The 24,883-nt window shown below is 56.2% G+C and carries 20 protein-coding genes and 1 riboswitch; of the genes, 5 read left to right on the top strand and 15 right to left on the bottom strand.

The genetic code is table 11. From position 1 onward, the window contains the following. Positions 1–34 precede the first annotated feature (34 nt). The 3 genes from rluA to polB form a co-directional block, all read right to left on the bottom strand. The gene (gene rluA, locus JY391_RS18045; RefSeq protein ID WP_042290127.1) at positions 35–694 is read right to left on the bottom strand and encodes a bifunctional tRNA pseudouridine(32) synthase/23S rRNA pseudouridine(746) synthase RluA; all 660 of its coding nucleotides are present in this window, start codon (positions 692–694) and stop codon (positions 35–37) included. An 11-nt stretch (positions 695–705) separates the two neighbouring features. Beyond that, complete coding sequence (gene rapA, locus JY391_RS18040; protein ID WP_042290124.1) at positions 706–3,612, bottom strand: RNA polymerase-associated protein RapA; 2,907 nt, start codon at positions 3,610–3,612, stop codon at positions 706–708. 280 nt (positions 3,613–3,892) lie between these two features. After that, positions 3,893–6,244: a DNA polymerase II gene (polB, locus tag JY391_RS18035; protein ID WP_211934773.1), complete on the bottom strand. Its 2,352-nt coding sequence runs from the start codon at positions 6,242–6,244 to the stop codon at positions 3,893–3,895. Positions 6,245–6,675: 431 nt separating this feature from the next. Between polB and JY391_RS18030 the strand changes: the two genes are divergently transcribed. Then, positions 6,676–7,059: a DUF4751 family protein gene (locus JY391_RS18030; RefSeq protein ID WP_211934772.1), complete on the top strand. Its 384-nt coding sequence runs from the start codon at positions 6,676–6,678 to the stop codon at positions 7,057–7,059. A 38-nt stretch (positions 7,060–7,097) separates the two neighbouring features. On the opposite strand, the gene araD is transcribed toward JY391_RS18030, so the two are convergent. The 3 genes from araD to araB all read right to left on the bottom strand — a co-directional run bounded on the left by araD (position 7,098) and on the right by araB (position 11,109). Next, entirely contained in the window at positions 7,098–7,793 is a 696-nt protein-coding gene (gene araD / locus JY391_RS18025) for an L-ribulose-5-phosphate 4-epimerase (RefSeq protein WP_181821988.1), read from the bottom strand. Positions 7,794–7,886: 93 nt separating this feature from the next. After that, the gene (araA, locus tag JY391_RS18020) at positions 7,887–9,389 is read right to left on the bottom strand and encodes an L-arabinose isomerase (protein WP_211934771.1); all 1,503 of its coding nucleotides are present in this window, start codon (positions 9,387–9,389) and stop codon (positions 7,887–7,889) included. A 10-nt stretch (positions 9,390–9,399) separates the two neighbouring features. Next, positions 9,400–11,109: a ribulokinase gene (araB, locus tag JY391_RS18015; protein ID WP_211934770.1), complete on the bottom strand. Its 1,710-nt coding sequence runs from the start codon at positions 11,107–11,109 to the stop codon at positions 9,400–9,402. A 339-nt stretch (positions 11,110–11,448) separates the two neighbouring features. Between araB and araC the strand changes: the two genes are divergently transcribed. Together araC and JY391_RS18005 are read left to right on the top strand one after the other, a co-directional pair. Then, on the top strand, positions 11,449–12,327 hold the full coding sequence (gene araC, locus JY391_RS18010) for an arabinose operon transcriptional regulator AraC (RefSeq protein ID WP_042290107.1): 879 nt from the start codon (positions 11,449–11,451) through the stop codon (positions 12,325–12,327). A gap of 85 nt (positions 12,328–12,412) precedes the next feature. After that, the gene (locus tag JY391_RS18005; protein ID WP_060570740.1) at positions 12,413–13,180 is read left to right on the top strand and encodes a DedA family protein; all 768 of its coding nucleotides are present in this window, start codon (positions 12,413–12,415) and stop codon (positions 13,178–13,180) included. Positions 13,181–13,265: 85 nt separating this feature from the next. Here the strand turns inward: JY391_RS18005 and thiQ are convergent, their stop codons facing one another. From thiQ to sgrR, 4 genes are all read right to left on the bottom strand, one after another. Then, positions 13,266–13,964: a thiamine ABC transporter ATP-binding protein ThiQ gene (gene thiQ / locus JY391_RS18000; protein WP_042290102.1), complete on the bottom strand. Its 699-nt coding sequence runs from the start codon at positions 13,962–13,964 to the stop codon at positions 13,266–13,268. Further along, complete coding sequence (gene thiP / locus JY391_RS17995) at positions 13,948–15,558, bottom strand: thiamine/thiamine pyrophosphate ABC transporter permease ThiP (protein WP_211934769.1); 1,611 nt, start codon at positions 15,556–15,558, stop codon at positions 13,948–13,950. The genes thiQ and thiP overlap by 17 nt, the downstream gene beginning before the upstream one ends. Then, on the bottom strand, positions 15,534–16,517 hold the full coding sequence (gene thiB, locus JY391_RS17990; RefSeq protein ID WP_181821985.1) for a thiamine ABC transporter substrate binding subunit: 984 nt from the start codon (positions 16,515–16,517) through the stop codon (positions 15,534–15,536). Before thiB ends, thiP begins: the two co-directional genes overlap by 25 nt. Positions 16,518–16,549: 32 nt before the next feature. After that, positions 16,550–16,674, bottom strand: a riboswitch (TPP riboswitch). A gap of 33 nt (positions 16,675–16,707) precedes the next feature. After that, complete coding sequence (sgrR, locus tag JY391_RS17985) at positions 16,708–18,363, bottom strand: HTH-type transcriptional regulator SgrR (RefSeq protein ID WP_060570737.1); 1,656 nt, start codon at positions 18,361–18,363, stop codon at positions 16,708–16,710. A gap of 93 nt (positions 18,364–18,456) precedes the next feature. On the opposite strand from sgrR, the gene sgrT reads away from it, so the two are divergent. Then, positions 18,457–18,570: a glucose uptake inhibitor SgrT gene (gene sgrT / locus JY391_RS17980; RefSeq protein WP_042290093.1), complete on the top strand. Its 114-nt coding sequence runs from the start codon at positions 18,457–18,459 to the stop codon at positions 18,568–18,570. Between the two features lie 117 nt (positions 18,571–18,687). Then, positions 18,688–19,866, top strand: coding sequence for a sugar efflux transporter (locus JY391_RS17975; protein WP_042290091.1), 1,179 nt, complete (start codon positions 18,688–18,690; stop codon positions 19,864–19,866). An 88-nt stretch (positions 19,867–19,954) separates the two neighbouring features. On the opposite strand, the gene leuD is transcribed toward JY391_RS17975, so the two are convergent. The 5 genes from leuD to leuL all read right to left on the bottom strand — a co-directional run bounded on the left by leuD (position 19,955) and on the right by leuL (position 24,813). Beyond that, positions 19,955–20,560 (bottom strand): 3-isopropylmalate dehydratase small subunit, encoded by a 606-nt coding sequence (gene leuD / locus JY391_RS17970; RefSeq protein WP_042290089.1) that lies wholly within the window; start codon positions 20,558–20,560, stop codon positions 19,955–19,957. 10 nt (positions 20,561–20,570) lie between these two features. Further along, on the bottom strand, positions 20,571–21,971 hold the full coding sequence (gene leuC, locus JY391_RS17965; protein ID WP_200034942.1) for a 3-isopropylmalate dehydratase large subunit: 1,401 nt from the start codon (positions 21,969–21,971) through the stop codon (positions 20,571–20,573). Between the two features lie 2 nt (positions 21,972–21,973). After that, entirely contained in the window at positions 21,974–23,065 is a 1,092-nt protein-coding gene (gene leuB, locus JY391_RS17960; protein WP_042290085.1) for a 3-isopropylmalate dehydrogenase, read from the bottom strand. After that, complete coding sequence (gene leuA / locus JY391_RS17955) at positions 23,065–24,636, bottom strand: 2-isopropylmalate synthase (protein WP_181821984.1); 1,572 nt, start codon at positions 24,634–24,636, stop codon at positions 23,065–23,067. The genes leuB and leuA overlap by 1 nt, the downstream gene beginning before the upstream one ends. Positions 24,637–24,726: 90 nt before the next feature. Next, complete coding sequence (gene leuL, locus JY391_RS17950; protein ID WP_042290080.1) at positions 24,727–24,813, bottom strand: leu operon leader peptide; 87 nt, start codon at positions 24,811–24,813, stop codon at positions 24,727–24,729. Between the last annotated feature and the right edge of the window lie 70 nt (positions 24,814–24,883).

Here is a 24,883-nt window from a genome sequence, read left to right as displayed (position 1 = left end):
TACCGGATGGCGCAGCGCCATCCGGTAAACAAAGTTAAAAATCGGCAGGCGCTTTAAACGTCATGCTGTTGCCGTAAGCGGGATGGGTAATGGTGAGCGTTTCGGCGTGCAACAGCAGTCGCGGCGCCATTGCCAGCGCTTCCGGGGTGGCGTAAAAGCGATCGCCGAGGATCGGATGACCGAGCGCCAGCATATGGACACGAAGCTGATGCGAGCGTCCGGTGATGGGTTTGAGCACCACGCGGGCGCTGTTATCCGCCGCATAGTCCACCACTTCATACCCGGTTTGCGCCGCTTTACCGGTCTCGTAGCAGACCTTCTGCTTTGGCCGGTTTGGCCAGTCGCAAATAAGCGGTAGATCAATCAGCCCCTCGGCGGGCTGAGGATGTCCCCACACCCGCGCGACGTACTGTTTTTTTGGCTCGCGCTCGCGAAACTGGCGCTTCAGTTCACGTTCCGCCGCTTTGGTTAACGCAACGACAATCACGCCGCTGGTGGCCATATCCAGTCGGTGCACCGACTCTGCCTGTGGATAGTCGCGCTGGATGCGCGTCATGATGCTGTCTTTATGCTCGTCAAGACGCCCCGGCACGGACAACAAGCCGCTCGGCTTGTTGACCACCATAATGTGTTCATCCTGGTACAGAATCACCAGCCAGGGATCCTGCGGCGGATTGTAGTTCTCCATTCCCATCTTCAGCTCCGTTACTGATGCGTAACGACAATCAGACGTAACGCATCAAGTCGCCATCCGGCCTGGTTCAGGCTTTCCAGCACCTGCTGACGGTTGCTCTCAATCGCCGCCAGCTCATCGTCGCGGATGTTTGGATTGACGGCGCGCAGCGCTTCCAGACGCGAAAGCTCTGCCGACAGTTTTTCATCAGCTTCATGACGCGCGGCGTCAATCAGCGCACGGGCAGATTTCTCAACCTGCGCTTCGCCCTGTTGCAGAATCGCATGCACATCCTGCTGCACCGCATTAACCAGTTTGCTGCCGGTGTGACGGTTAACGGCGCTCAACTGACGGTTAAAGGTTTCGAACTCCACCTGCGCGGCCAGGTTATTACCGTTTTTATCCAGCAACAGGCGCACCGGCGTCGGCGGCAGGAAGCGGTTAAGCTGAAGCTGCTTCGGTGCCTGCGCCTCGACGACGTATACCAGTTCCAGCAACAGCGTGCCGACCGGCAGCGCCTTGTTCTTCAGCAGCGAAATGGTGCTGCTGCCGGTATCGCCGGAGAGGATCAGATCCAGGCCGTTACGAATCAGCGGATGCTCCCAGGTAATAAACTGCGCGTCTTCCCGCGATAGCGCCACATCACGTTCAAAGGTGATGGTGCAGCCATCTTCCGGCAGGCCCGGGAAGTCCGGCACCAGCATATGGTCGGACGGCGTCAACACAATCAGGTTTTCGCCGCGATCGTCCTGGTTAATGCCGACGATATCAAACAGGTTCATGGCAAAGGCGATCAGACTGGTGTCGTCATCCTGTTCTTCAATGCTTTCGGCAAGTTGCTGCGCTTTCTCGCCACCGTTGGAATGGATCTCCAGCAGGCGGTCGCGCCCCTGTTCCAGCTGTGCTTTTAGCGCCTCATGCTGCTCGCGACAGGTTTTGATCAGATCGTCGAATCCGTCCGTCTCTTCCGGCGCCGCCAGGTAACCAATCAGGTTGTTGTAGACCGCATCGTAAATGGCGCGACCGGTCGGGCAGGTATGTTCAAACGCGTCCAGTCCTTCGTGATACCAGCGTACCAGCACCGACTGGGCGGTTTTTTCCAGGAAAGGCACGTGGATCTGAATATCATGGGCCTGACCAATACGGTCGAGACGACCAATACGCTGTTCCAGCAGGTCCGGGTTAAACGGTAGATCAAACATCACCAGGTTGCTGGCAAACTGGAAGTTACGACCTTCAGAACCGATTTCAGAGCACAGCAGCACCTGGGCGCCGCTGTCTTCTTCGCCAAACCAGGCGGCGGCGCGGTCGCGTTCAATAATCGACATGCCTTCGTGGAACACGGCGGCGCGGATGCCTTCGCGTTCACGCAGCACCTGTTCCAGTTGCAGCGCGGTGGTCGCTTTGGCGCAGATGACCAGTACTTTTTGCGAGCGATGGCTGGTCAGATAGCCCATCAGCCATTCTACGCGCGGGTCGAAGTTCCACCAGGTGCCGGTATCGCCTTCAAACTCCTGATAAATTTGTTCCGGATACAGCATGTCGCGCGCTCTGTCTTCCGCGTTTTTGCGGGCGCCCATGATGCCGGACACTTTAATCGCCGTCTGATACTGCGTCGGCAGCGGCAACTTAATGGTATGCAGTTCGCGTTTCGGAAAGCCTTTCACGCCGTTACGGGTGTTACGGAACAGGACGCGGCTGGTGCCGTGGCGGTCCATCAGCATAGAGACCAGTTCCTGTCGGGCACTTTGCGCGCCGTCGCGGTCGCTGTTTGCCGTTTGCAGCAGCGGCTCAATATCCTGCTCGCCGATAAGCTCGCCCAACATATTCAGTTCGTCATTGCTGAGTTTGTTACCTGCCAGCAGCATGGCGACGGCGTCGGCGACCGGGCGGTAGTTCTTCTGTTCTTCGACAAATTGGGCGAAGTCGTGGAAGCGGCTCGGATCGAGTAAACGTAAACGGGCAAAGTGGCTTTCCATCCCCAGTTGCTCCGGGGTGGCGGTCAGCAGCAGAACGCCAGGCACGCGTTCTGCAAGTTGCTCAATCGCCAGATACTCGCGGCTTGGCGCGTCTTCGCTCCAGACCAGATGGTGCGCTTCGTCAACGACCATGAGATCCCATTCGGCGTCGCACAGATGCTCCAGGCGCTGTTTGTTACGGCGGGCGAAATCAAGCGAGCAGATCACTAACTGTTCCGTTTCAAACGGGTTGTAAGCGTCGTGCTGCGCTTCGGCGTAACGCTCATCATCGAACAGGGCGAAGCGCAGGTTGAAACGGCGCAGCATTTCAACCAGCCACTGATGCTGTAAGGTTTCGGGAACGATAATAAGTACGCGCTCCGCCGCGCCGGACAGCAGTTGTTGATGAAGGATCATGCCGGCTTCAATGGTTTTGCCTAAACCGACTTCATCCGCCAGCAGAACGCGTGGCGCATGGCGGCGACCCACGTCATGGGCGATGTTTAGCTGGTGTGGAATCAGGCTGGTACGCTGGCCGCGCAGGCCGCTCCACGGCATGCGGTACTGCTCGCTCTGAAATTTACGCGCGCGGTAGCGCAACGCAAAGCGGTCCATGCGATCGATTTGTCCGGCAAACAGGCGATCCTGGGGTTTACTGAACACCAGTTTGCTGTCCAGCAGGACTTCGCGCAGCATTACGCCGCTTTCTTCGGTGTCCAGACGGGTGCCAATGTAGGCGAGCAAACCGTTTTCTTCTTTTACTTCATCGATTTGCAGCTGCCAGCCTTCGTGGCTGGTAATGGTATCGCCAGGGTTGAACATCACGCGGGTTACAGGGGAGTCACTGCGCGCATACAAACGGTTTTCGCCGGTAGAAGGGAAAAGCAGGGTGACGGTACGCGCATCCATGGCGACAACGGTTCCAAGTCCCAGTTCGCTTTCTGTATCGCTGATCCAGCGTTGACCAAGTGTAAAAGGCATATTTTGTTCGGCTCTATATCTTTAATTGCAGGCAATACTCGACATACTTCAGGCTGCAGATGCGTTGGCGCGACTCGCTCACTCCCGTCACTTACCCTCAGGAAGCGTCTGCGGATTTGCGGCGTCGTCGCCAGCCCGTCACTCGAATTATGGTGAGTATAACGACCCTGCCGCCATGCCTGGCGCCTACCGGGATAGTCGCTAAGTGGGCAGCAAGATTATTTGGGTCCAGGAATGGAAAGGGCGCTATGGTAATGGATGGCGGCGGATTCGTCACGCGTCAAAATAACCCTAATTGTCCTGTCAGTAGTGTAGCAAAATTATCGTCGATGAAAGGCAGGATACCTTCAGCGACGGGCTGCAGCTGGCGCGTCAGGTAATGCTCGTAATCCAGCGGCGAACGTTGGTAATCGTGCGGCTCCGGGCCGTTAATCGTCCAGACGTACTTTATGGTGCCACGGTTCTGGTATTGCGCTGGACGACCCCGCTTCAGGTTTTCTTCATCCGCCAGCCGCGCCGCGCGGACATGCGGCGGAACGTTGCGCTGGTATTCGCTTAGCGGACGACGCAGCTGCTTGCGGTAAACCAGCCGATCGTCAAGCTCACCGGCCATCAGTTTAGCGATCGTCTCCCGCACGTAGTCCTGATAGGGTTCATGACGGAAAATTCGCAGATACAGATCCTGCTGGAACTGCTGCGCGAGCGGCGTCCAGTCGGTACGTACGGTCTCCAGCCCTTTAAAGACCATCCGTTGCGCATCGCCTTCCTGGATAAGCCCGGCATAGCGCTTTTTACTGCCGGTATCCGCACCGCGAATGGTCGGCATCAAAAAGCGGCAAAAATGCGTCTCGTACTCCAGCTCAAGCGCGCTGTTGAGGTTTTGCCGTTGCAGTTCCTGCTTCCACCAGGCGTTGACGTGATCAACCAGCGAGCGGCCAATTTCCGCCGCGTCTGCTTCACTGTGGGCGCGTTTCAGCCAGACAAACGTGGAGTCTGTGTCGCCATAGATCACATCATAACCTTGCGCTTCAATCAGCGCTTTGGTCTGGCGCATGATCGCATGACCACGCATGGTAATTGACGAGGCCAGCCGGGGATCGAAGAATCGACAGGCGGTGGTGCCGAGTACGCCGTAAAAGGCATTCATAATGATTTTGAGCGCCTGGGAAAGCGGTTTATTCCCCTGACGTTTGGCTTCGTCGCGACCTTGCCAGATCGTTGTCACGATCTCTGGCAGACAGTGTTTTTCCCGTGAAAACCAGGCATCAAGGAAACCTTCGGTGCTGTGCGCGGGATCCGGGTGCGCCATCCCTTCGACCAGACCCACCGGGTCGATCAAAAAGGTGCGGATAATTGACGGATACAGGCTTTTGTAATCCAGCACCAGCACAGAGTCGTACAAACCGGGGCGTGAATCCATCACGTAGCCGCCTGGACTGGCGTGCGGGGGAACCTCGCCGAGATTGGGCGCAACATAACCTGCCCGATGCATTCGCGGGAAATAGAGGTGTCCAAAGGCAGCGACCGAACCGCCGTGGCGATCGGCAGGTAAACCATTGACCGTGGCGCGTTCCAACAGAAACGGCATAATCTCGGTTTTATGGAAGATCCGGGTGACCAGCTCGCAGTCTTTCAGGTTGTAGGTGGCGAGCGCGGGTTTGTCTTCAGCGAACCGGCGGTCGATTTCATCCATACGATCCCACGGGTTATCAATCGACTTGCCTTCGCCGAGTAATTCCTGCGAGACGGCCTCAAGGGAAAATGACGAGAAGTTCCAGAAGGCTGACTTCAGCGCTTCTATGCCATCGATAATGAGTCGACCTCTGGCCTGAGCGAAGAATACGCCATTTTTAAACCCGTGCTCGCGCCATTCCAGTTCGCTGTTGTCGCGGCCAAAGCGCAGCGGAACGCGGTAGCGCTCGGCGTGCTTTTGCAGCATGCGCAGATCGAACTGCACGACATTCCAGCCGATGATAACGTCCGGGTCATAGCGGGCAATCCATTCATTCAACTTTTCCAGAAGCAGTGGGCGGCTGGCGACGTACTCAAGCTGGAAGTCGAGCGTGGAAGCGTCGCCGTTCGCCGGGCCAAGCATATACACGGTGCGCTGGCCGCAGCCTTCCAGGCCAATACAATACAGTTCGCCGTGGCGGGTGGTTTCGATATCCAGTGAGAGCCATTTCAGCGGCGGACGATAGTCAGGATGCGGCTTGAGCCGCGCATTGACGATTGCGCCGTGACGCGCTTCGCCTTCTACCCACACCGGGGAGGTGATAAACCGTTCCATCAGGTAACGCTCTGGCGGACGCACATCGCCTTCGTACACCGTGACGCCATTTTCCCGCAGCAGCTTTTCCAGACGCATTAGCTGTCGGTGCGAACGGCAGTAAAGACCAGACACCGGTTGGCGATGAAAATCTCTGAGACGAAGCGGCGCCAGGCGATAGCCGTTTTCGGCGGCCAGAAGTGATTTTACCCGTGGCGTCTGCTGTTCAGGGAAAAAGGCGACGGATTCCTGAGGGGCAAGCGTCACCTGCAAAGGTCCGCTGTCTGTAGCCAGCCAGAATGAGACCTCTGTTCCCTGCGACGTATCCCGCCAGTGTCGGGTTAAAATAAAACCTGCCTGCGCCACGCTGTATACCTGTTCACTTATGTGTCTTCAGTATAACCTGGTTTGAAAAAGAATACTGTTATTTTGTACAGTAATTAACGAATGCAACCTTTATAAAGTCTGAATGAGGACATTATATATAATTCGGATTAGTGCCTGTTTGATTTTGTTACTTGTTTCTCGGAATAGCAAAATTTAGCAATTTTTATTTGTTTTCATTAAACGTAAGTGTAAAACTTTCTTTTGAAACGCCCGATTGCTTTGACTGAATATAATATATATTTGGGTAACCTATCGATAAAATATAATATATATTTAAATTTATCTATTGCTGAATAAAAAGGATGCGGTTCGATTTCGTCGGGAATATCTCTCTGTTATCATTTTGTTTTAAGTAGATGATTATTGTTCAGCTTAGGGAACGGGCGTTTTCTTTTTCATGGAGTGGGTATATGAATGAATTTACTCGAATACATCAGAATAATTATCATAACTATGTTTTTGTAAATACACTGGTTTCAAGGCCGTCGGTGAACACCGTCAGTAAATATATTGAGTATAAAACATGGACAGGGCAGATTTGGCGTACTGAAACTATTGAAGATGGAAATGCGTTTTTCCATTGGCAAGGTCACGATCGTCGAAATGGCCATCGCGATACGGTGATTAATTATTTTTTACACGGGCAACGGTGGCAGTCAACGATCGCGGATTACGTTTTTTTTCATACTCTGGAAGGGGAGGAATTACGCGGTTATTTTGATAATGCAATAGAATATATCAGCGCGAATAATTGTTTATTCAAAAGTCGATTCGCCGAATATCTTCCCGAATAAATAAGTTGCGCGTCTCTGTCCGGACGCGCAACGGCGTGTTACTGGCCGTAATAGGCTTTTGCGCCATGCTTGCGCAGATAATGTTTATCAAGCAGGGTTTGTTGCATATCGGGTAGCTGCGGGGCAAGCTGGCGACAGAAAATCCCCATGTAGGCGACCTCTTCCAACACTATGGCATTATGCACCGCATCTTCAGCATTCTTACCCCAGGCGAAGGGGCCGTGAGAATGTACCAGTACGCCCGGCATCTGGGCGGCATCAATGCCCTGTTTTTCGAAGGTTTCCACGATCACATTGCCGGTTTCCCATTCATACTCGCCGTTAATTTCCGCATCGGTCATTTTACGCGTGCAGGGGATCGTACCGTAGAAATAGTCGGCGTGGGTGGTACCGGTGGCAGGGATCGGCTGTCCGGCCTGTGCCCAGATGGTTGCGTGGCGGGAATGCGTGTGTACGATACCGCCAATTGATGGAAAAGCCTGATACAACAGGCGGTGTGTGGGGGTATCGGAAGACGGTTTTTTCGTTCCTTCCACGACTTCACCTGTCGCAAGGCTGACCACCACCATATCCCCGGCGGTCATCGCGTTGTATTCAACGCCGGACGGTTTGATGATGAACACGCCGCGCTCGCGGTCAACGGCGCTGACATTCCCCCAGGTGAGCGTCACCAGATTATGCTGCGGCAAAGCCAGATTCGCTTCCAGCACCTGGCGTTTAAGATCGTCTAACATGTTTGTCTCCTTGCCTGATGGCGGCGTAAACGCCTTATCCGGCCTACACCTTGATCAGGCCGGATAAGTGAGGCGTATCAGGCAATTACCTGGTTAACGTTTGAATCCGTAATACACTTCATTCCAGCGCAGCGCGTCTTTAAAGGCGGGCAGGCGGGTTTCGTTATCAATAACGGCGATTTCGATATCGTGCATTTCAGCAAACTGGCGCATATCGTTCAGATCCAGCGCGTGGCTGAAGACGGTATGGTGGGCGCCGCCCGCCAGGATCCACGCTTCAGAGGCGGTAGGCAGGTCCGGCTGCGCTTTCCACAGCGCATTGGCGACCGGCAGTTTCGGCAGCGAGTGCGGCGTTTTGACGGTGTCGATGCAGTTCACCAGCAGGCGGTAGCGATCGCCCAGGTCGATCAGGCTGGCGACAATCGCCGGACCGGTTTGGGTGTTGAAGATCAGACGCGCGGGATCGTCTTTACCGCCAATGCCGAGATGCTGCACGTCGAGGATCGGTTTTTCTTCCACCGCGATGGTCGGACACACTTCCAGCATGTGCGAGCCAAGCACCAGATCGTTGCCTTTCTCGAAGTGGTAGGTGTAGTCCTCCATAAATGAGGTGCCGCCCTGCAGACCGGTTGACATCACCTTCATGATGCGAAGCAGAGCGGCGGTTTTCCAGTCGCCTTCGCCAGCGAAGCCGTAGCCCTGCTGCATCAGACGCTGTACGGCCAGTCCCGGGAGCTGTTTCAGGCCGTGCAAATCTTCAAAAGTGGTGGTAAACGCGTGAAAGCCGCCCTGTTCGAGGAAACGCTTCATTCCCAGCTCAATCCGCGCCGCTTCCAGCACGTTCTGCCGTTTTTCGCCGTGGATCTGCGTTACAGGCGTCAGGGTGTAGCGGCTTTCATACTCGTCGATCAGCGCGTTGATATCGCCGTCGCTGATGGAATTAACCACCTGCACCAGATCGCCCACCGCCCAGGTATTCACCGAGAAGCCGAACTTGATCTGTGCGGCGACCTTATCGCCGTCAGTGACCGCCACTTCGCGCATGTTATCGCCGAAACGGCAGACCTTCAGATGACGCGTATCCTGTTTTGAGACCGCGTGACGCATCCACGAGCCGATACGATCCTGTGCCGTCTTATCCTGCCAGTGACCGGTGACTACGGCATGCTGCTGACGCATACGCGCGCCGATGAAACCGAACTCGCGACCGCCGTGTGCGGTCTGGTTCAGGTTCATAAAGTCCATATCAATACTGTCCCACGGCAGGGCGGCGTTGAACTGAGTGTGGAACTGAAGCAGCGGCTTATTAAGCGTCGTCAGTCCGTTGATCCACATTTTCGCAGGAGAGAACGTATGCAGCCAGACCACCAAACCCGCGCAGCGATCGTCGTAATTTGCATCGCGGCAAATGGCGGTGATCTCATCCGGCGTGGTGCCCAGCGGCTTTAATACCAGTTTGCACGGCAGTTTGGCTTCGCTGTTCAAAGCATTAACGACGTGTTCGGCGTGCTGAGTGACCTGGCGCAGCGTTTCTGGCCCGTAAAGGTGCTGGCTACCGATTACAAACCACACTTCATAGTTATCAAAAATTGTCATTGTCGTGTCCTTAATGAGTCAGGGTTGCCTGGTGAGCCGGTGCGTTGATGACCGGGGCGGCAGTCGGAAGATAATGTTGCTCGGCGCTCACCGCCCACTGCTGGTAGCGGCGATAAAGCTGTTCGAAGCGCTGCGCCTGTTCAGGGCGGGGTTGCAGCGTGTTTTCCACCGCACTCGCCATCTTTTGTTGAGCGGCAGGGATGTCGGCATGCACCTTTGCCGCCACGGCGGCAAAGATCGCCGCGCCCAGCGCGCAGCACTGATTGGAGGCGACGATCTGCAACGGGCGATTCAGGACGTCGCAGCAGGCCTGCATAATGACCTTGTTTTTACGGGCGATACCGCCCAGCGCCATGACGTTATTCACCGCAATGCCTTGTTCAGTGAAGCACTCCATAATGGCGCGCGCGCCGAAGGCGGTGGCGGCAATCAGACCGCCGAACAGCGCCGGGGCGTCCGTCGCCAGATTCAGGTCGCTAATGACCCCTTTCAGACGCTGATTGGCGTTTGGCGTACGGCGTCCATTGAACCAGTCGAGTACCACCGGCAGGTGATCGAGCGAAGGATTGTTGGCCCACGCTTCGGTGAGCGCGGGCAGCAGTTGCTTCTGGCTGGCTTTGATCTGCGTTTTTAGCTCAGGATGCTGGGCGGCAAGCTGCTCAAGCGGCCAGCCGAGAATGCGGCCAAACCAGGCATAGATATCGCCAAAGGCGGACTGTCCGGCTTCGAGCCCGATGAAATTAGGGACGACGCTGCCGTCAACCTGACCACAGATCCCTTTCACCGCGCGATCGCCCACGCTTTGCTTATCGGCAATCAGAATGTCGCAGGTTGACGTGCCGATCACTTTTACCAGCGCGTTCGGCTGCGCGCCTGCGCCCACAGCGCCCATATGGCAATCGAACGCGCCGCCGGAGATCACCACGCTCTGCGGCAGGCCGAGACGCTGCGCCCATTCCGCGCACAGCGTGCCAACCGGCAGATCGGCTGTGAAGGTTTCGCTGAATAACGGGTAGGGCAAATGCTGGTTAATGAGGGGATCAAGCTCGTCAAAGAAGCTGGCGGGCGGCAGGCCGCCCCAGCTTTCATGCCACAGCGATTTATGTCCGGCGCTACAGCGCCCGCGGCGGATATCCTGCGGACGGGTAGTGCCAGAAAGCAGGGCGGGCACCCAGTCGCAAAGCTCTATCCACGACACGGCGGCCTGTGCGACGGCACTGTCCTCGCGGGTGACGTGGAGGATTTTCGCCCAGAACCATTCGCTGGAATAAATACCGCCGATATAACGGGAATAGTCCGCTTTGCCCGGCGTATGGCACAGACGGGTAATGGCCTCCGCCTCTTCCACCGCGGTGTGGTCCTTCCACAGAACGAACATCGCGTTTGGGTTTTCAGCAAACTCCGGACGTAGGGCCAGGACGTTGCCGTCGGCGTCAATCGGCGCAGGGGTGGAACCTGTGCTGTCGACGCCAATTCCGACCACCTCTGCGCGTTGCGCGGCGCTCAGTTCAGCGAGAACGCTTTTTAGCGCCGCTTCCATTGATTCGATGTAGTCACGCGGATGATGGCGAAACCGGTTGTTCGGGCCATCGCAGTAGCGCCCTTCTTGCCAGCGGGGATACCATTCAACGCTGGTTGCCACTTCGCTGCCGGTGGCGCAATCCACCGCCAGCGCTCGCACTGAATCACTGCCAAAATCGAGGCCTATTGCAATCGCCATCGTCTTACTCCATCCAGAAATACGGGTATGGAGAAACAGTAGTGAGTGGGGATAAAAACCGTCAGGCAGGATCCGCTAATCTTATGGATAAAAATGCTATAGCATTGCAAAGTGTGACGCCGTGCAAATATTCAATGTGGACATTTCTGCCGTAGTTATAGACACTTTTGTTATCAGATTTTATCGCTCTGACCGCGCAGTTTTGTTACAAAATGCTGTGAAAAAGCGGAGTTGATGCTCTGTCAGCAACAACGCCAGGGCAAAGCAGGGCGCAGATAACACCCTTTTACGTAATATGGACAATTTGTTTCCTCACCGAACTTCGGGAGTCGTGAAATTATGGCTGAACCGCAAAATGATCCCCTCCTGCCCGGCTACTCGTTTAACGCGCATCTGGTGGCGGGGTTAACGCCCATCGACGCCAACGGCTATCTCGATTTCTTTATCGATCGCCCGCTGGGGATGAAAGGCTATATTCTCAATCTCACCATTCGTGGAGAGGGCGTGATTAATAATCAGGGGAAGCAGTTTGTTTGCCGCCCCGGCGATATTTTGTTGTTTCCACCGGGAGAAATTCATCACTATGGACGTCACCCGGATGCCAGCCAGTGGTATCACCAGTGGGTTTACTTCCGTCCGCGCGCCTACTGGCAAGAATGGCTGGCCTGGCCGCCGATTTTCGCCCAGACCGGTTTTTTCCGCCCGGACGAAGCCCATCAGCCACACTTCAATGAACTGTTCGGTCAGATCATCAGCGCCGGGCAGGGGGAAGGACGCTATTCCGAACTGTTGGCGATTAACCTGCTGGAACAGCTCCTGTTACGCCGTATGGAGGCGATAAACGCCTCGCTGCATCCGCCAATGGACAACCGCGTGCGCGACGCCTGCCAGTATATTAGCGACCATCTCGCCGACAGCCATTTTGATATCGCCAGCGTTGCCCAGCATGTTTGCCTGTCGCCGTCGCGTCTCTCGCATCTGTTCCGCCAGCAGTTGGGGATCAGCGTGCTGAGCTGGCGCGAGGATCAGCGTATCAGCCAGGCGAAACTGCTGCTCAGCACTACGCGTATGCCAATAGCCACTGTTGGACGTAACGTAGGTTTTGACGACCAGCTTTATTTCTCCCGGGTATTTAAAAAATGCACCGGCGCCAGCCCGAGTGAGTTCCGCGCGGGATGTGAGGAAAAAGTGAATGATGTGTCAGTGAAGGTGTCATAAGCTGTAACTATTCAGACAATTGATGGCTTGACGAAGCAGCGAGGGGTTTGCAGAATCCCTGTTTCGTAAAACTGACGGACGAACTATGCAAGCATTTCTGGAACACTTCATTCTGCAGTCCGCCATGTACGCTTTGATAGCCGTGGTGTTGGTGGCCTTTCTGGAATCGCTGGCGCTGGTCGGTCTGATTTTACCCGGCACCGTACTGATGGCCGGACTGGGCGCGCTAATCGGTAGCGGCGAGCTTAATTTCTGGCACGCGTGGCTGGCGGGGATTGTGGGTTGCCTGCTCGGCGACTGGATCTCATTCTGGCTGGGATGGCGCTTTAAAAAGCCGCTGCATCGCTGGTCATTCCTTAAGAAAAACAAGGCGCTGCTGGATAAAACCGAACACGCGCTGCATCAGCATAGTATGTTTACGATCCTGGTCGGACGGTTTGTCGGGCCGACGCGTCCGCTGGTGCCGATGGTGGCGGGAATGCTGGATCTGCCGGTCTCGAAATTTATCACCCCCAATATCATCGGCTGTCTGCTCTGGCCGCCGTTTTACTTTCTGCCGGGGATACTGGCGGGTGCGGCGATCGATATTCCTGCGGGAATGCAGAGCGGCGAGTTTAAATGGCTGCTGCTGGCAACGGCGCTCCTGTTATGGGTTGGCGGCTGGCTGTGTTGGCGCCTGTGGCGAAGTGGAAAGGCGGCAACCGACCGGTTAACTGTATTTCTCCCGAAAGCGCGTTTGCTGTGGCTCGCGCCTGGCGTGCTGGCGCTGGGGATTGTTGCGCTGGTGATGCTGATTCGTCATCCGCTAATGCCAGTCTACGTGGATATCCTGCTGAAGGTGGTCGGCGTCTGATTCTGGCTGAAGGATGGCTGCGCGTTATCTGGCCTACAAATGTGTTTCACTGTAGGCCGGGAAAGCGAAGCGTCCATGACAACCATCACCCTTTAATTCCCAGCAATGCCGAGGCGCTGGCTTTCCCACTGACCAGTTCATCGGTTTTGCCTTGCCAGGCGATTCGCCCATCGGCCACGACAACGGAGCGGGGGGCGATGCGGGCGGCGTCCTCCACACTGTGTGAAACCATCAGCAGCGTTAACTGTCGGTTGTGACAGACATCGCTGACTAACGCCAGCATCTCCTGACGCAGGGCGGGGTCGAGAGCGGAAAACGGCTCATCAAGGAGCAGCACGGGCTGATCGCGTACCAGACAGCGCGCCAGCGCAACGCGCTGACGTTGACCGCCGGACAGTTCGCCGGGCAGGCGGCGCATCAGGTTGTCGATGCCCATTTGCCGCGCGATATGCATCAGTTTCTCGCGCTGTAGGGCGCTGAGCTTCAACCCCGGATCCAGCCCCAGCCCAATGTTTTGCTGCACGTTCAAATGGCTGAACAGGTTATTTTCCTGAAATAGCATCGACACCGGACGACGAGAAGGGGGAGTAGCGGTATGATCGTCGCCCTCAATCATCAACGTGCCGCTGGCAGGAGTAAGAAAACCGGCGATCAGGTTCAGCAGCGTACTTTTCCCCGCCCCGCTAGGCCCCAGAACGGCTACCTGCTCGCCCCGGGCCACGGAAAGCGTAAAGCGCATTGGCAGATGATGATAAAGCCAGGTTATATCAGTCAGTTTTAGCATGTCGTCCTGGTAATTTCTCGATAGCGGTAAAAAGCATAAAGCACAGCAACAGCAGTAACAGTGCGGTCACGGCGCCGTCCTGACTGCGGTACGAGCCGATTTGTTGGTACAGATAAAACGGCAGCGTCCGAAAATCGTCATTACCGAACAGCGCCACCACGCCAAAATCACCGATGGAAAGCACACAGGCGAAAGCCAGCGCCTGCGCAAGCGGGCGTTTCAGAGCGCGTAACTCCACAACCTTGAGCCGCCGCCAGCCTTCAATCCCCAGCGACTGGCACAGCATTGAGTAGCGGGAGGCGGCGTCACGCATGGGATTTTCCAGCACCTTTAACGCATAAGGGATCGCCATCAGCGCATTGGTGAAGATCACGATGCCGTCCGCCGACGCCGGCAGACCAATGCTGTTATTGAGCAGCAAAAAGAAACCGGTCGCCAGCACAATGCCGGGCATGGCGAGGATCAGCATTCCGCTCAGTTCCAGCGTTTGCCCTGCCAGCACATGCTGACGGGCCCGCAGTTCGCGGCTACTCCACAGGAGCATCATGGTGAGGATCACGCACAGCAGGCCTGCCGCCAGGGCGATGCGCAGCGAGGTCCACATTGCCTGCCACAGGATCGGTTGCGCCAGTACGTCCCACAGATGGCGGTTGAGGCCATCAACAATCACCGCCAGCAGCGGCGGCAGTAATAACAGTAACGCGAGGAGAATAAGCAGCGTATCGCTAATCCGACTGTGCAGGCGGTCGTCCGGATCGCGCCACCCCTGCACCAGCGTGGTTCCGGGAACGATGGCTTTACTTAAGCGCTGGCTCAGTAGCACCAACGCCAGGCAGCAGACCATCTGGATCAACGCTAGCATCGCCGCACGCGCCGGATCGTAGTCATAGCTCAGCGCCTGATAAATCGCCAGCTCGATAGTGGTCGCCTGTGGCCCGCCGCCGAGCGATAGCACGGTGGCAAAGCTGGCGAAACAGAGCATAAAGATAAGGGCGGCGACGGGCGGGATTTGACGGCGCAACCACGGCCACTCGACGAAACGAAAAAAATGCCAGCCGCGAAGACCAAGTTGGGCGGCGAGCTGACGCTGTTCGCCGGGAATATTTTCCAGCGACTGCAGCAGAAGTCGGCTTGCCATAGGCATATTGAAAAAAACGTGGGCCAGCAGGATACCTTGCAAACCGTAAGGAGAGAAGGTCCATTCCAGCCCGAACGTCTGCCAGAGCGAAGCCAGCCAACCCTGTCGTCCATAGACGCTAAGGATACCAAATACCGCCACCAGCACCGGGAGGATCAGGGTCATCGCGCACAGGCGCAGCAGCGCCAAACGGCCGGGAAAACGACGCCGGTAGAGCGCGCGGGCAAGCCATATCGCCGGGAAGACCGACAGCACAGCTGACAAAAACGCCTGCCAGAAGGAAAAGCGCACCACGTGCCACAGATAACTGTCCTGCCAGAGCGAGGACCATTCCCCCTGCGGCGCGTTAAGCCACAGCGCCAGAAATGCGGCCAGCGCGACCGCCAGCATCAGCGTGGCGGCGCTAAAACCGGGCAGCAGCCAGCCGGGAATTAGCGGCTGACGGCGCGTTGCCATTCGCTAATCCAGGCCTGACGGTGGTTTGCCACTTCAGCTGGCGTGAATTCCAGCGTGGTGGTTGGTTTGGTTAACGTCTCAAACCCGGCGGGCAGTGGGGTGGTGGTAACCGGATACATCCAGTTGCCGGTCGGGATGGCGCTCTGGAAGGCGGGCGTGAGAATGAAGCGCAGGAACGTCGTCGCCAGCTCAGGCTGCTTGCTGGCGACGGTGCGCGCCGCCACTTCCACCTGCACGTAATGCCCTTCGCTGAAATTTGCCGCCGCGTAGTTATCCTTTTTCTCTTCGATGAGGTGATACGCGGGAGAGGTGGTATAGCTCAGCACCAAATCGCTTTCTCCCTTCAGGAACAGACCGTACGCTTCGCTCCAGCCTTTGGTGACGGTGACCGTTTTCGCCGCCAGCTTTTGCCAGGCTTCCGGCGCTTTATCGCCATACACTTTCTGCATCCACAGCAGCAGGCCAAGACCCGGCGTACTGGTGCGGGGATCTTCATAGATCACACGCCATTTTTCCGGACTTTCTACCAACTCTTTCAAACTTTTTGGCGGATTTTTTAGCGTTGTCTTGTTATAGACAAAGGCAAACCAACCGTAATCGTAAGGAATAAACGTGTCGTTATTCCAGGTGAAAGGGACGTTTACGGCATCGGTATGGATCGGTGTTTTAGCGAACAGCCCGGTCTGCGTGGCGGCTTCCAGCAGGTTGTTGTCCAGCCCCAACACCACGTCGGCTTTGCTGTTTTTCCCTTCCATACGCAGGCGATTGAGCAGCGATACGCCATCTTCCAGCGCCACGTATTTCAGTTCGCAATCACAGTGAGCCTCGAACGCTTTTTTGACCGCCGGGCCGGGACCCCAGTCGGCGGCAAACGAATCATAGGTATAAACGGTAAGCACAGGTTTGGCGAACACGGGCGCTGCGCACAGGAGCAGCAGGGGAAGACATTTTTTAAGCACTTTGCACCTCAATAGATGGGTGGCAAAGGATTTTGAGCGGTAGCCTCAAATCCCTTCGCCGGCGTTATCCGGATCAGGTTCGACGGGTATTTTCTCAGCCTGTACACCTCATCCTGAATGACGTTGTGTATGTTTATCAGCACCCCGTTGAGAACGCCGTTAGTGTAATGATTTTGTTGCTATGCAGCAATCACGGGTCTGGTGGCGCAAACCATGCCGATTTAAAGTCGAACCAGCCAAGCGTGTTCATACGTAAACCGCGCATACTGCGCTGTCCCTGGATGATCAGCCAGTGGTGAATCAACGGGACGATCGCTTTACTGGCTAACAGTTGCTGACACCAGGCCGCCAGGTTCATCTCACCGGTGCGCCAACGGGCGGCGTCCGCCTCCCAGTCCAGCGGAATGCAGTGCTGCAACAGCGGAACTTCACAGAGATACGCGAACAGCGAAAAGTCGAGTGGAAGGGTGAAGTTGGCGCTGTTTAGCCAGATATCGCTTTCAATGTCTCCGGCGTGCCACTGATCGTAGTCGATCTCCTGTATATTCAGCTTTACCTGATGTTCCGCCAGCAGTTGGCTCATGATCTGCGCAATGACCCGGTGTTCGATATGATCGTGGTAATAGGTCAGGGTGAGGGACTCCAGCCCGGCAGGTTTTTCGCCGTGGCCCGGACGGGCATGATGCCAGCGAGGTAGCAGGCCATAAGCGGGAAACCAGTGGCGCTGATAGTGCTCGTCGGCATAGTAGAGCAGATTACTCGGCGACAGGACGCGACTGACCCACTCCCGGACCTCCTGATTTGCGCCACGGTGGGTGCGGGCGTCAAACAGCAGGTAATAGCAGCCTTCTTCCAGCCGGCTTTCAATGGCCTTTTCATCGTTAGTGGGGCCTTCCAGCGTCAGCGCGCCGGTCGGTTCATCGCCGATATCCGGCAGCACCCAGACGTTAACTTCATCGATTAGCGCCCGATAGCCAAAGAAATCATCAAAAGCGTGAATTTTTAACTGATTACGCGTGTTGCGCATTACCGCATAGGGGCCGGTGCCAATAGGATGACTGGCGAAATGGTTCAGCGTTTCCCATTCGCGCGGCAGGATCATCGCGGGCACCTGCGCCAGCAGTAAGGGAAGCCAGCGGTCAGGCTGCGACAGGTGAATATCCAGCGTCCATGGCGTTGGCGAATTGATGCGGGAAATGTGCGAGTACAGTGGCAAGGTGTTAATTCGTGTGAGCGAAGCGATCACGTCGTCCATTTCCAGTTCGCGACCGTGGTGAAAATGAATGCCCGGACGCAGAAAAAAACGCCAGTGTAACGGGGAAATTTGCTGCCAGTGATGCGCAATATCGGCTTCCAGTTCCCCATTTTCCTCATTTACCCGGGTTAAGGCGCTAAAGATTTGACGGGCGATATGCGTTTCTGAGCGCCGCAGCGCCGTACCCGGCAGCAGGTTTTGCAAAGGACGATAATACAGGACGCGCAGGATGTGACGCCCCTGGCGGAAGCTGCGTCCAAGATGTGACACCAGCATCTGGCGAACGGCGGTTTTGTCGCCCACCAGTTGCACCAGTTGATCGATCCGATCCTGCTCCAGCAGATCTTCCGCGCGCTGCTGCTGGAGGGCAAGTCCGGTGTAGAGGAACGTCAGACGAGAGCGTTTGCCACGGCCCACTTCCGCTTCCCACGTCAGCCAGCCGCGCGCCTGCATCGTGTTCAGCAGAGTGCGCATATGGCGACGCGAGCAGTTCAGCAGTTCCGCCAGCTCGTTGAGCGTGGTGTCCTGGGTTTTGCCGTCGCAGCATTGCCACAAACGGATAAATTGTTGTTGCAGACGACCAGAAGACATAAAAGGGGAACTCCAGCGAAAAACTCAGCAATTTTATTATCCCTATATTAGGCCAATAATGATTCCCGATGAAGCACGATGAAGGGGTCAACAATGCGCCAGTTCTATCTGAAGTATTTTTCCGCGACAGAAAAGTTGTCCTGGTTGGCTTGCCTGAGCGCACCGCAGCGCTTAAAGATGCTGGAAGAACTGATGCAGTGGGAGTGACATCGCGACCCCGGATTGGCAGACATCATGTGTGACTGAGTATTGGTGTTATTCACCCCGCCAGCAGGTATTATCTGCTGGCTTTTTTCGTTTCCGCTGCGCGCTAAGGAAAGGTTTATGCTCTGGATCATGACGATGGGACGACGTCTCAACGGTGTTTATGCGGCATTTATGCTGGTCGCCTTTATGATGGGCATCGCGGGCGCGCTACAGGCGCCGACGTTGAGCCTTTTCCTGAGCCGTGAAGTGGGGGCGCAGCCGTTCTGGGTGGGGCTGTTTTACACCGTCAACGCCATCGCCGGGATTGGCGTCAGTCTCGCGCTGGCAAAGCGCTCCGACAGCCAGGGCGACCGGCGCAGACTGATTCTGTTTTGTTGCCTGATGGCCATTGGCAACGCCCTGTTGTTTGCTTTTAACCGTCATTACCTGACGCTGATCACCTGCGGCGTATTGTTGGCGTCGCTGGCGAATACCGCGATGCCGCAGCTGTTTGCGTTGGCGCGGGAATACGCTGACAGCTCGGCGCGGGAAGTGGTGATGTTCAGTTCGGTGATGCGTGCGCAGCTTTCCCTGGCCTGGGTGATCGGCCCGCCGCTGGCGTTTATGCTGGCGCTTAACTACGGCTTTACGGTGATGTTTTCTATTGCTGCCGGAATTTTTGCGCTGAGCTTTGTCCTGATCGCCTTTATGCTGCCATCGGTGGCGCGGGTTGAACAACCGGCCGATGTACCTGTCACCCGGGTTAGCGGCTGGCAGGACAACAACGTTCGCATGCTGTTTATCGCCTCCACGCTAATGTGGACCTGCAACACCATGTACATCATTGATATGCCGCTATGGATCAGCGCTGAGCTGGGGTTGCCGGATAAGCTTGCCGGGATCCTGATGGGGACCGCGGCAGGGCTGGAAATTCCGGCGATGATCCTCGCTGGTTTTTATGTCAAACGCTTCGGCAAGCGCCGGATGATGGTGACTGCAGTAGCGGCGGGCGTGCTGTTTTATCTCGGTCTGATTGTTTTTCACAGCCACGCGGCGCTATTGATTCTCCAGGTGTTCAACGCGGTGTTCATCGGGATCGTCGCCGGAATTGGGATGCTCTGGTTTCAGGATCTGATGCCGGGCAGGGCGGGGTCGGCGACGACGCTCTTCACCAACAGCATCTCAACCGGCGTGATCCTCGCGGGAGTGATTCAGGGGGCGGTGGCGCAGAGCGTCGGGCATTATGCCGTTTACTGGGTGATTGCGGCGATCTCTGTGGTAACGCTGTATATGACCAGCCAGGTGAAGGATGTCTGAGGAGAGAGTATCCGGCCCACAGGAAGGGCGTTTGTGGGCCGGATAGCGCGAAGCCGCTGTGAATTAAAAGCGCATCGCAGGAGGACAATCAGCGCATAAACGCGGGCTGCTTGTCTTCGTAAGCGGCGATAGCCGTCTCGTGCTGTAACGTCAGACCGATGCTGTCCAGACCGTTCAGCATGCAGTGACGGCGGAAGGCATCAAGAGTAAAGCTGTAGCGCTTTTCGCCCGCCTTAACGACCTGCGCTTCCAGATCCACCTCAAAATAAATCCCCGGATTCGCCTGCACCAGTGTGAACAGCTCATCGACCTCTTCATCGCTCAGCTTCACCGGCAGCAGCTGGTTGTTAAAGCTGTTGCCGTAAAAGATATCGGCGAAGCTCGGTGCGATCACCACTTTGAAGCCATAGTCGGTCAGCGCCCAGGGGGCGTGTTCACGGGATGAACCGCAGCCGAAGTTTTCCCGCGCCAGCAGAATAGACGCGCCCTGATATTCCGGGAAGTTGAGCACAAACGCCGGATTCGGCTGCTCGCCTTTGTCATCCAGAAAACGCCAGTCGTTAAACAGGTGCGCGCCAAAACCGGTGCGGGTAACCTTCTGTAAGAACTGTTTAGGAATGATGGCGTCGGTATCAACGTTGGCGGCATCCAGCGGGACAACCAGGCCGGTATGTTGGGTAAATTTCTCTGCCATGGTGGTCTCCTTATTTAATGCTGCGAATGTCGGCGAAATGGCCGGTGACGGCGGCAGCGGCGGCCATTGCCGGGCTGACCAGATGGGTACGTCCGCCGCGGCCCTGACGGCCTTCAAAGTTACGGTTGCTGGTTGAGGCGCAGCGCTCGCCCGGATTCAGACGGTCATTGTTCATCGCCAGACACATTGAGCAGCCCGGTAAACGCCACTCAAAGCCCGCTTCAATGAAGATCTTATCCAGACCTTCCGCTTCCGCCTGCGCTTTTACCGGACCGGACCCTGGCACCACCAGCGCCTGAACGCCTGGCGCCACTTTCCGTCCTTTCGCCACTTCTGCGGCGGCGCGTAAATCTTCAATACGTGAATTGGTACAGGAGCCGATAAATACTTTATCGATCGCCACTTCCGTTAACGGCACGCCAGGCTTCAGCCCCATATAGGCCAACGCCTTTTCTGCGCTTGCCCGCTCAACCGGATCGGCGAAAGAAGCCGGATCGGGGATCATGTCGGTTACCGAAATTACCTGGCCCGGATTGGTTCCCCAGGTGACCTGTGGCGCAATCTCTTCAGCCTGTAAGGTGATAACTGTATCGAAGCGGGCGTCCGGATCGGTTTGCAGCGTTTTCCAGTACGCAACCGCATCATCAAAATCCTTGCCTTTCGGGGCGTGCAAACGGCCTTTCACATAGTTGAAGGTGGTTTCATCCGGGGCGACCAAACCCGCTTTCGCGCCCATCTCAATCGCCATGTTGCACAAGGTCATACGGCCTTCCATGCTCAGGGCGCGGATCGCGTCGCCGCAGAACTCCACGACGTGGCCGGTGCCGCCTGCGCTGCCAGTTTTACCGATAATCGCCAGCACGATGTCTTTCGCCGTGATACCCGGCGCCGCGCGGCCCTTGACCTCAATCTTCATGGTTTTCGCGCGACCCTGCTTCAGGGTCTGCGTCGCCAGTACGTGTTCAACTTCCGAGGTGCCGATGCCGAACGCCAGCGCGCCAAACGCGCCGTGTGTGGCGGTATGGGAGTCGCCGCAGACGATGGTCATGCCCGGTAAGGTAACGCCCTGTTCCGGCCCCATCACATGAACGATGCCCTGATACGGGTGATTCAGATCGTACAGCTCAACGCCGAATTCGTTGCAGTTTTTGATCAGCTCCTGCATCTGGATACGGGCCATTTCACCGGAGGCGTTGATGTCTTTCGTCTGCGTCGAGACGTTATGGTCCATCGTCGCGAAGGTTTTTCCCGGTTGACGAACCGGACGACCATGCGCGCGCAGGCCATCGAACGCCTGCGGGGAGGTTACTTCATGCACCAGATGGCGGTCGATGTATAACAGCGGGGTTTCGTTTTGCGCCTCGTACACCACGTGCGCATCAAATAATTTTTCGTATAACGTTTTAGCCATGATTACACCCCTTCCGCGACGTAGCGTGCAATAATGTCGCCCATCTCATCGGTACCAACGGCAGCGGCGCCACGGGCTAAATCGCCGGTGCGGATGCCTTCTTCTAATGCGCGGTTGATAGCGCGTTCAATGGCGGTTGCCGCCTCATCCGCATCCAGGCTGTAGCGCAGCAGCAGCGCCAGCGACAAAATCTGCGCGATAGGGTTCGCGATATTTTTCCCGGCGATATCCGGCGCGGAGCCGCCTGCTGGCTCATACAGACCAAAGCCCTGCTCGTTCAGGCTGGCGGACGGCAACATCCCCATGGAGCCGGTGATCATTGCGCACTCGTCAGACAGGATGTCGCCAAACAGGTTGGAACACAGCAATACGTCGAACTGAGACGGGTCTTTAATCAACTGCATGGTGGCGTTATCAATATACATGTGCGCCAACTCAACGTCCGGATACGCTTTAGCGACGTCGTTGACGATTTCGCGCCACAAAATAGACGTTTGCAGGACGTTGGCTTTGTCAACAGACGTTACCTTACGGCGGCGCTTGCGGGCGGATTCAAAGGCGATGCGCGCAATACGCTCAATTTCAAAACGGTGATACACCTCGGTATCGAACGCTTTTTCATGCTGACCGCTACCTTCGCGGCCTTTCGGCTGGCCGAAGTAAATGCCGCCAGTCAGTTCACGTACGCACAGGATGTCAAAGCCATTTGCCGCGATGTCGGCGCGCAGAGGGCAGAACGCTTCCAGCCCCTGATACAGTTTCGCCGGACGCAGATTGCTGAATAATTTGAAGTGTTTACGCAACGGCAGCAGGGCGCCGCGCTCCGGCTGTTGATCTGGCGGCAAATGTTCCCATTTTGGGCCACCCACGGAGCCGAACAACACGGCGTCGGCCTGCTCGCAGCCTTCTACGGTCGCTTTCGGCAGCGGTTGACCGTGATTATCGATGGCGGCTCCGCCGACATCGTAGTGGCTGGTGGTAATACGCATATCAAACCGGCCGCGAACCGCTTCCAGGACTTTCAGGGCTTGCGCCATCACTTCCGGGCCAATTCCGTCACCCGGCAAAACAGCAATATGGTAATTCTTCGACATCACACGGTTTCCTTGTTGTTCTCGTTGTTCTGAGCTTTGCGTTGCAATTCTTTTTCGACTTCAGCGGCGCGCCAGATGTTATTCAGTACGTGCACCATCGCCTTGGCGGAGGATTCAACGATATCTGTCGCCAGACCGACGCCATGGAAGCGGCGACCGTTATAGTGAGCGACGATATCCACCTGGCCCAGCGCGTCTTTACCGTGTCCTTTAGCGGACAGGCCGTATTTCACCAGTTCAATGTGGTAATCGGTAATACGGTTGATCGCCTGGTAAATGGCGTCGACCGGGCCGTTACCGTTTGCCGCTTCAGCTTTTACAGTATTACCGCAAGCCAGTTTCACCGAGGCGGTCGCGATATCGTTTGAGCCAGACTGCACGCTGAAGTAGTCCAGGCGGAAATGTTCAGGTTCTTCCTGCTGTTTATTGATGAATGCCAGCGCTTCCAGGTCGTAATCGAATACCTGGCCTTTTTTATCCGCCAGCTTCAGGAACGCGTCGTACAGATCGTCCAGGCTGTACTCGCTTTCTTTGTAACCCATCTCATCCATGCGGTGTTTTACCGCCGCGCGTCCGGAACGGGATGTCAGGTTCAACTGCACCTGATTCAGGCCGATCGATTCCGGCGTCATGATTTCGTAGTTTTCACGATTTTTCAGTACGCCGTCCTGGTGAATACCGGAGGAGTGGGCGAAGGCGCCGCTACCGACAATCGCTTTGTTCGCCGGGATGGGCATATTGCAGATTTGACTGACCAACTGGCTGGTGCGCCAGATCTCCTGATGATTAATGCGGGTGTGGACGTTCAGAATATCCTTGCGCACTTTGATCGCCATGATCACTTCTTCCAAAGAGCAGTTGCCGGCGCGTTCACCAATGCCGTTCATTGCGCCTTCCACCTGGCGAGCGCCCGCATGCACGGCGGCCAGCGCGTTGCCAACCCCTAAACCTAAATCGTCGTGTGTATGGACGGAGATAATGGCTTTATCGATATTGGGCACGCGTTCATACAGACCGGAAATAATGTTGGCAAACTCGAAGGGCATGGTATAGCCCACGGTGTCGGGAATATTGATGGTTCTGGCGCCTGCGTTGATGGCGGCTTCCACCACCCGCGCCAGATCGGCGACAGGCGTACGGCCCGCGTCTTCACAGGAGAACTCAACGTCGTCGGTGTAATTACGTGCGCGTTTCACCATGTACACCGCGCGTTCGATCACCTCATCCAGCGTACTGCGCAGCTTGGTGGCGATATGCATTGGCGAGGTGGCGATAAAGGTATGGATCCGGAAGGCCTCGGCCACTTTCAGCGACTCTGCCGCAACGTCGATGTCCTTTTCCACACAGCGGGCTAAGGCGCAAACCCGACTGTTCTTCACCTGGCGGGCGATGGTCTGCACAGACTCAAAGTCGCCCGGTGAGGAAACCGGAAAGCCAACTTCCATTACGTCTACGCCCATGCGCTCGAGGGCCAGCGCAATCTGCAGTTTTTCTTTCACACTCAGGCTTGCCTGTAACGCCTGTTCTCCGTCGCGTAAAGTGGTATCGAAAATAATGACTTGCTGGCTCATGGTTTAGGTCCTTGGTCTTGAGGGCGCCTTGCTTCGAGCATAAAAAAACCCGCGCAACGGCGCGGGTTTTTTATCTAACTGGATGCTGACTTAATGCTGAATGCCGCTCACCAGTCTACCGCGCAACGAAAATGCGTTTAGTAGTAGTAGACCGTTAAAGCGGGCGATACGTATCATTAAGTTTAACTCCAGGCGAATGCGATATGCTTTTAGTGGTACTGGATACCGCTGCTGATGTCAACCCCGT

The organism is Citrobacter sedlakii (assembly GCF_018128425.1).
Taxonomy (GTDB): domain Bacteria; phylum Pseudomonadota; class Gammaproteobacteria; order Enterobacterales; family Enterobacteriaceae; genus Citrobacter_A; species Citrobacter_A sedlakii.
The sequence above is the reverse complement of the archived record's forward strand: the minus strand, read 5'-3'. Positions and strand labels throughout refer to the sequence as shown.

Excerpts from the sequence above, each read along its gene's own strand:
- rluA (WP_042290127.1), bottom strand. The coding sequence starts at position 694 with ATGGGAATGGAGAACTACAATCCGCCGCAGGATCCCTGGCTGGTGATT.
- rapA (WP_042290124.1), bottom strand. The coding sequence starts at position 3,612 with ATGCCTTTTACACTTGGTCAACGCTGGATCAGCGATACAGAAAGCGAA.
- JY391_RS18030 (WP_211934772.1), top strand. The coding sequence starts at position 6,676 with ATGAATGAATTTACTCGAATACATCAGAATAATTATCATAACTATGTT.
- araD (WP_181821988.1), bottom strand. The coding sequence starts at position 7,793 with ATGTTAGACGATCTTAAACGCCAGGTGCTGGAAGCGAATCTGGCTTTG.
- araA (WP_211934771.1), bottom strand. The coding sequence starts at position 9,389 with ATGACAATTTTTGATAACTATGAAGTGTGGTTTGTAATCGGTAGCCAG.
- araB (WP_211934770.1), bottom strand. The coding sequence starts at position 11,109 with ATGGCGATTGCAATAGGCCTCGATTTTGGCAGTGATTCAGTGCGAGCG.
- araC (WP_042290107.1), top strand. The coding sequence starts at position 11,449 with ATGGCTGAACCGCAAAATGATCCCCTCCTGCCCGGCTACTCGTTTAAC.
- JY391_RS18005 (WP_060570740.1), top strand. The coding sequence starts at position 12,413 with ATGCAAGCATTTCTGGAACACTTCATTCTGCAGTCCGCCATGTACGCT.
- thiQ (WP_042290102.1), bottom strand. The coding sequence starts at position 13,964 with ATGCTAAAACTGACTGATATAACCTGGCTTTATCATCATCTGCCAATG.
- thiP (WP_211934769.1), bottom strand. The coding sequence starts at position 15,558 with ATGGCAACGCGCCGTCAGCCGCTAATTCCCGGCTGGCTGCTGCCCGGT.
- sgrR (WP_060570737.1), bottom strand. The coding sequence starts at position 18,363 with ATGTCTTCTGGTCGTCTGCAACAACAATTTATCCGTTTGTGGCAATGC.
- sgrT (WP_042290093.1), top strand. The coding sequence starts at position 18,457 with ATGCGCCAGTTCTATCTGAAGTATTTTTCCGCGACAGAAAAGTTGTCC.
- JY391_RS17975 (WP_042290091.1), top strand. The coding sequence starts at position 18,688 with ATGCTCTGGATCATGACGATGGGACGACGTCTCAACGGTGTTTATGCG.
- leuD (WP_042290089.1), bottom strand. The coding sequence starts at position 20,560 with ATGGCAGAGAAATTTACCCAACATACCGGCCTGGTTGTCCCGCTGGAT.
- leuC (WP_200034942.1), bottom strand. The coding sequence starts at position 21,971 with ATGGCTAAAACGTTATACGAAAAATTATTTGATGCGCACGTGGTGTAC.
- leuB (WP_042290085.1), bottom strand. The coding sequence starts at position 23,065 with ATGTCGAAGAATTACCATATTGCTGTTTTGCCGGGTGACGGAATTGGC.
- leuA (WP_181821984.1), bottom strand. The coding sequence starts at position 24,636 with ATGAGCCAGCAAGTCATTATTTTCGATACCACTTTACGCGACGGAGAA.
- leuL (WP_042290080.1), bottom strand. The coding sequence starts at position 24,813 with ATGATACGTATCGCCCGCTTTAACGGTCTACTACTACTAAACGCATTT.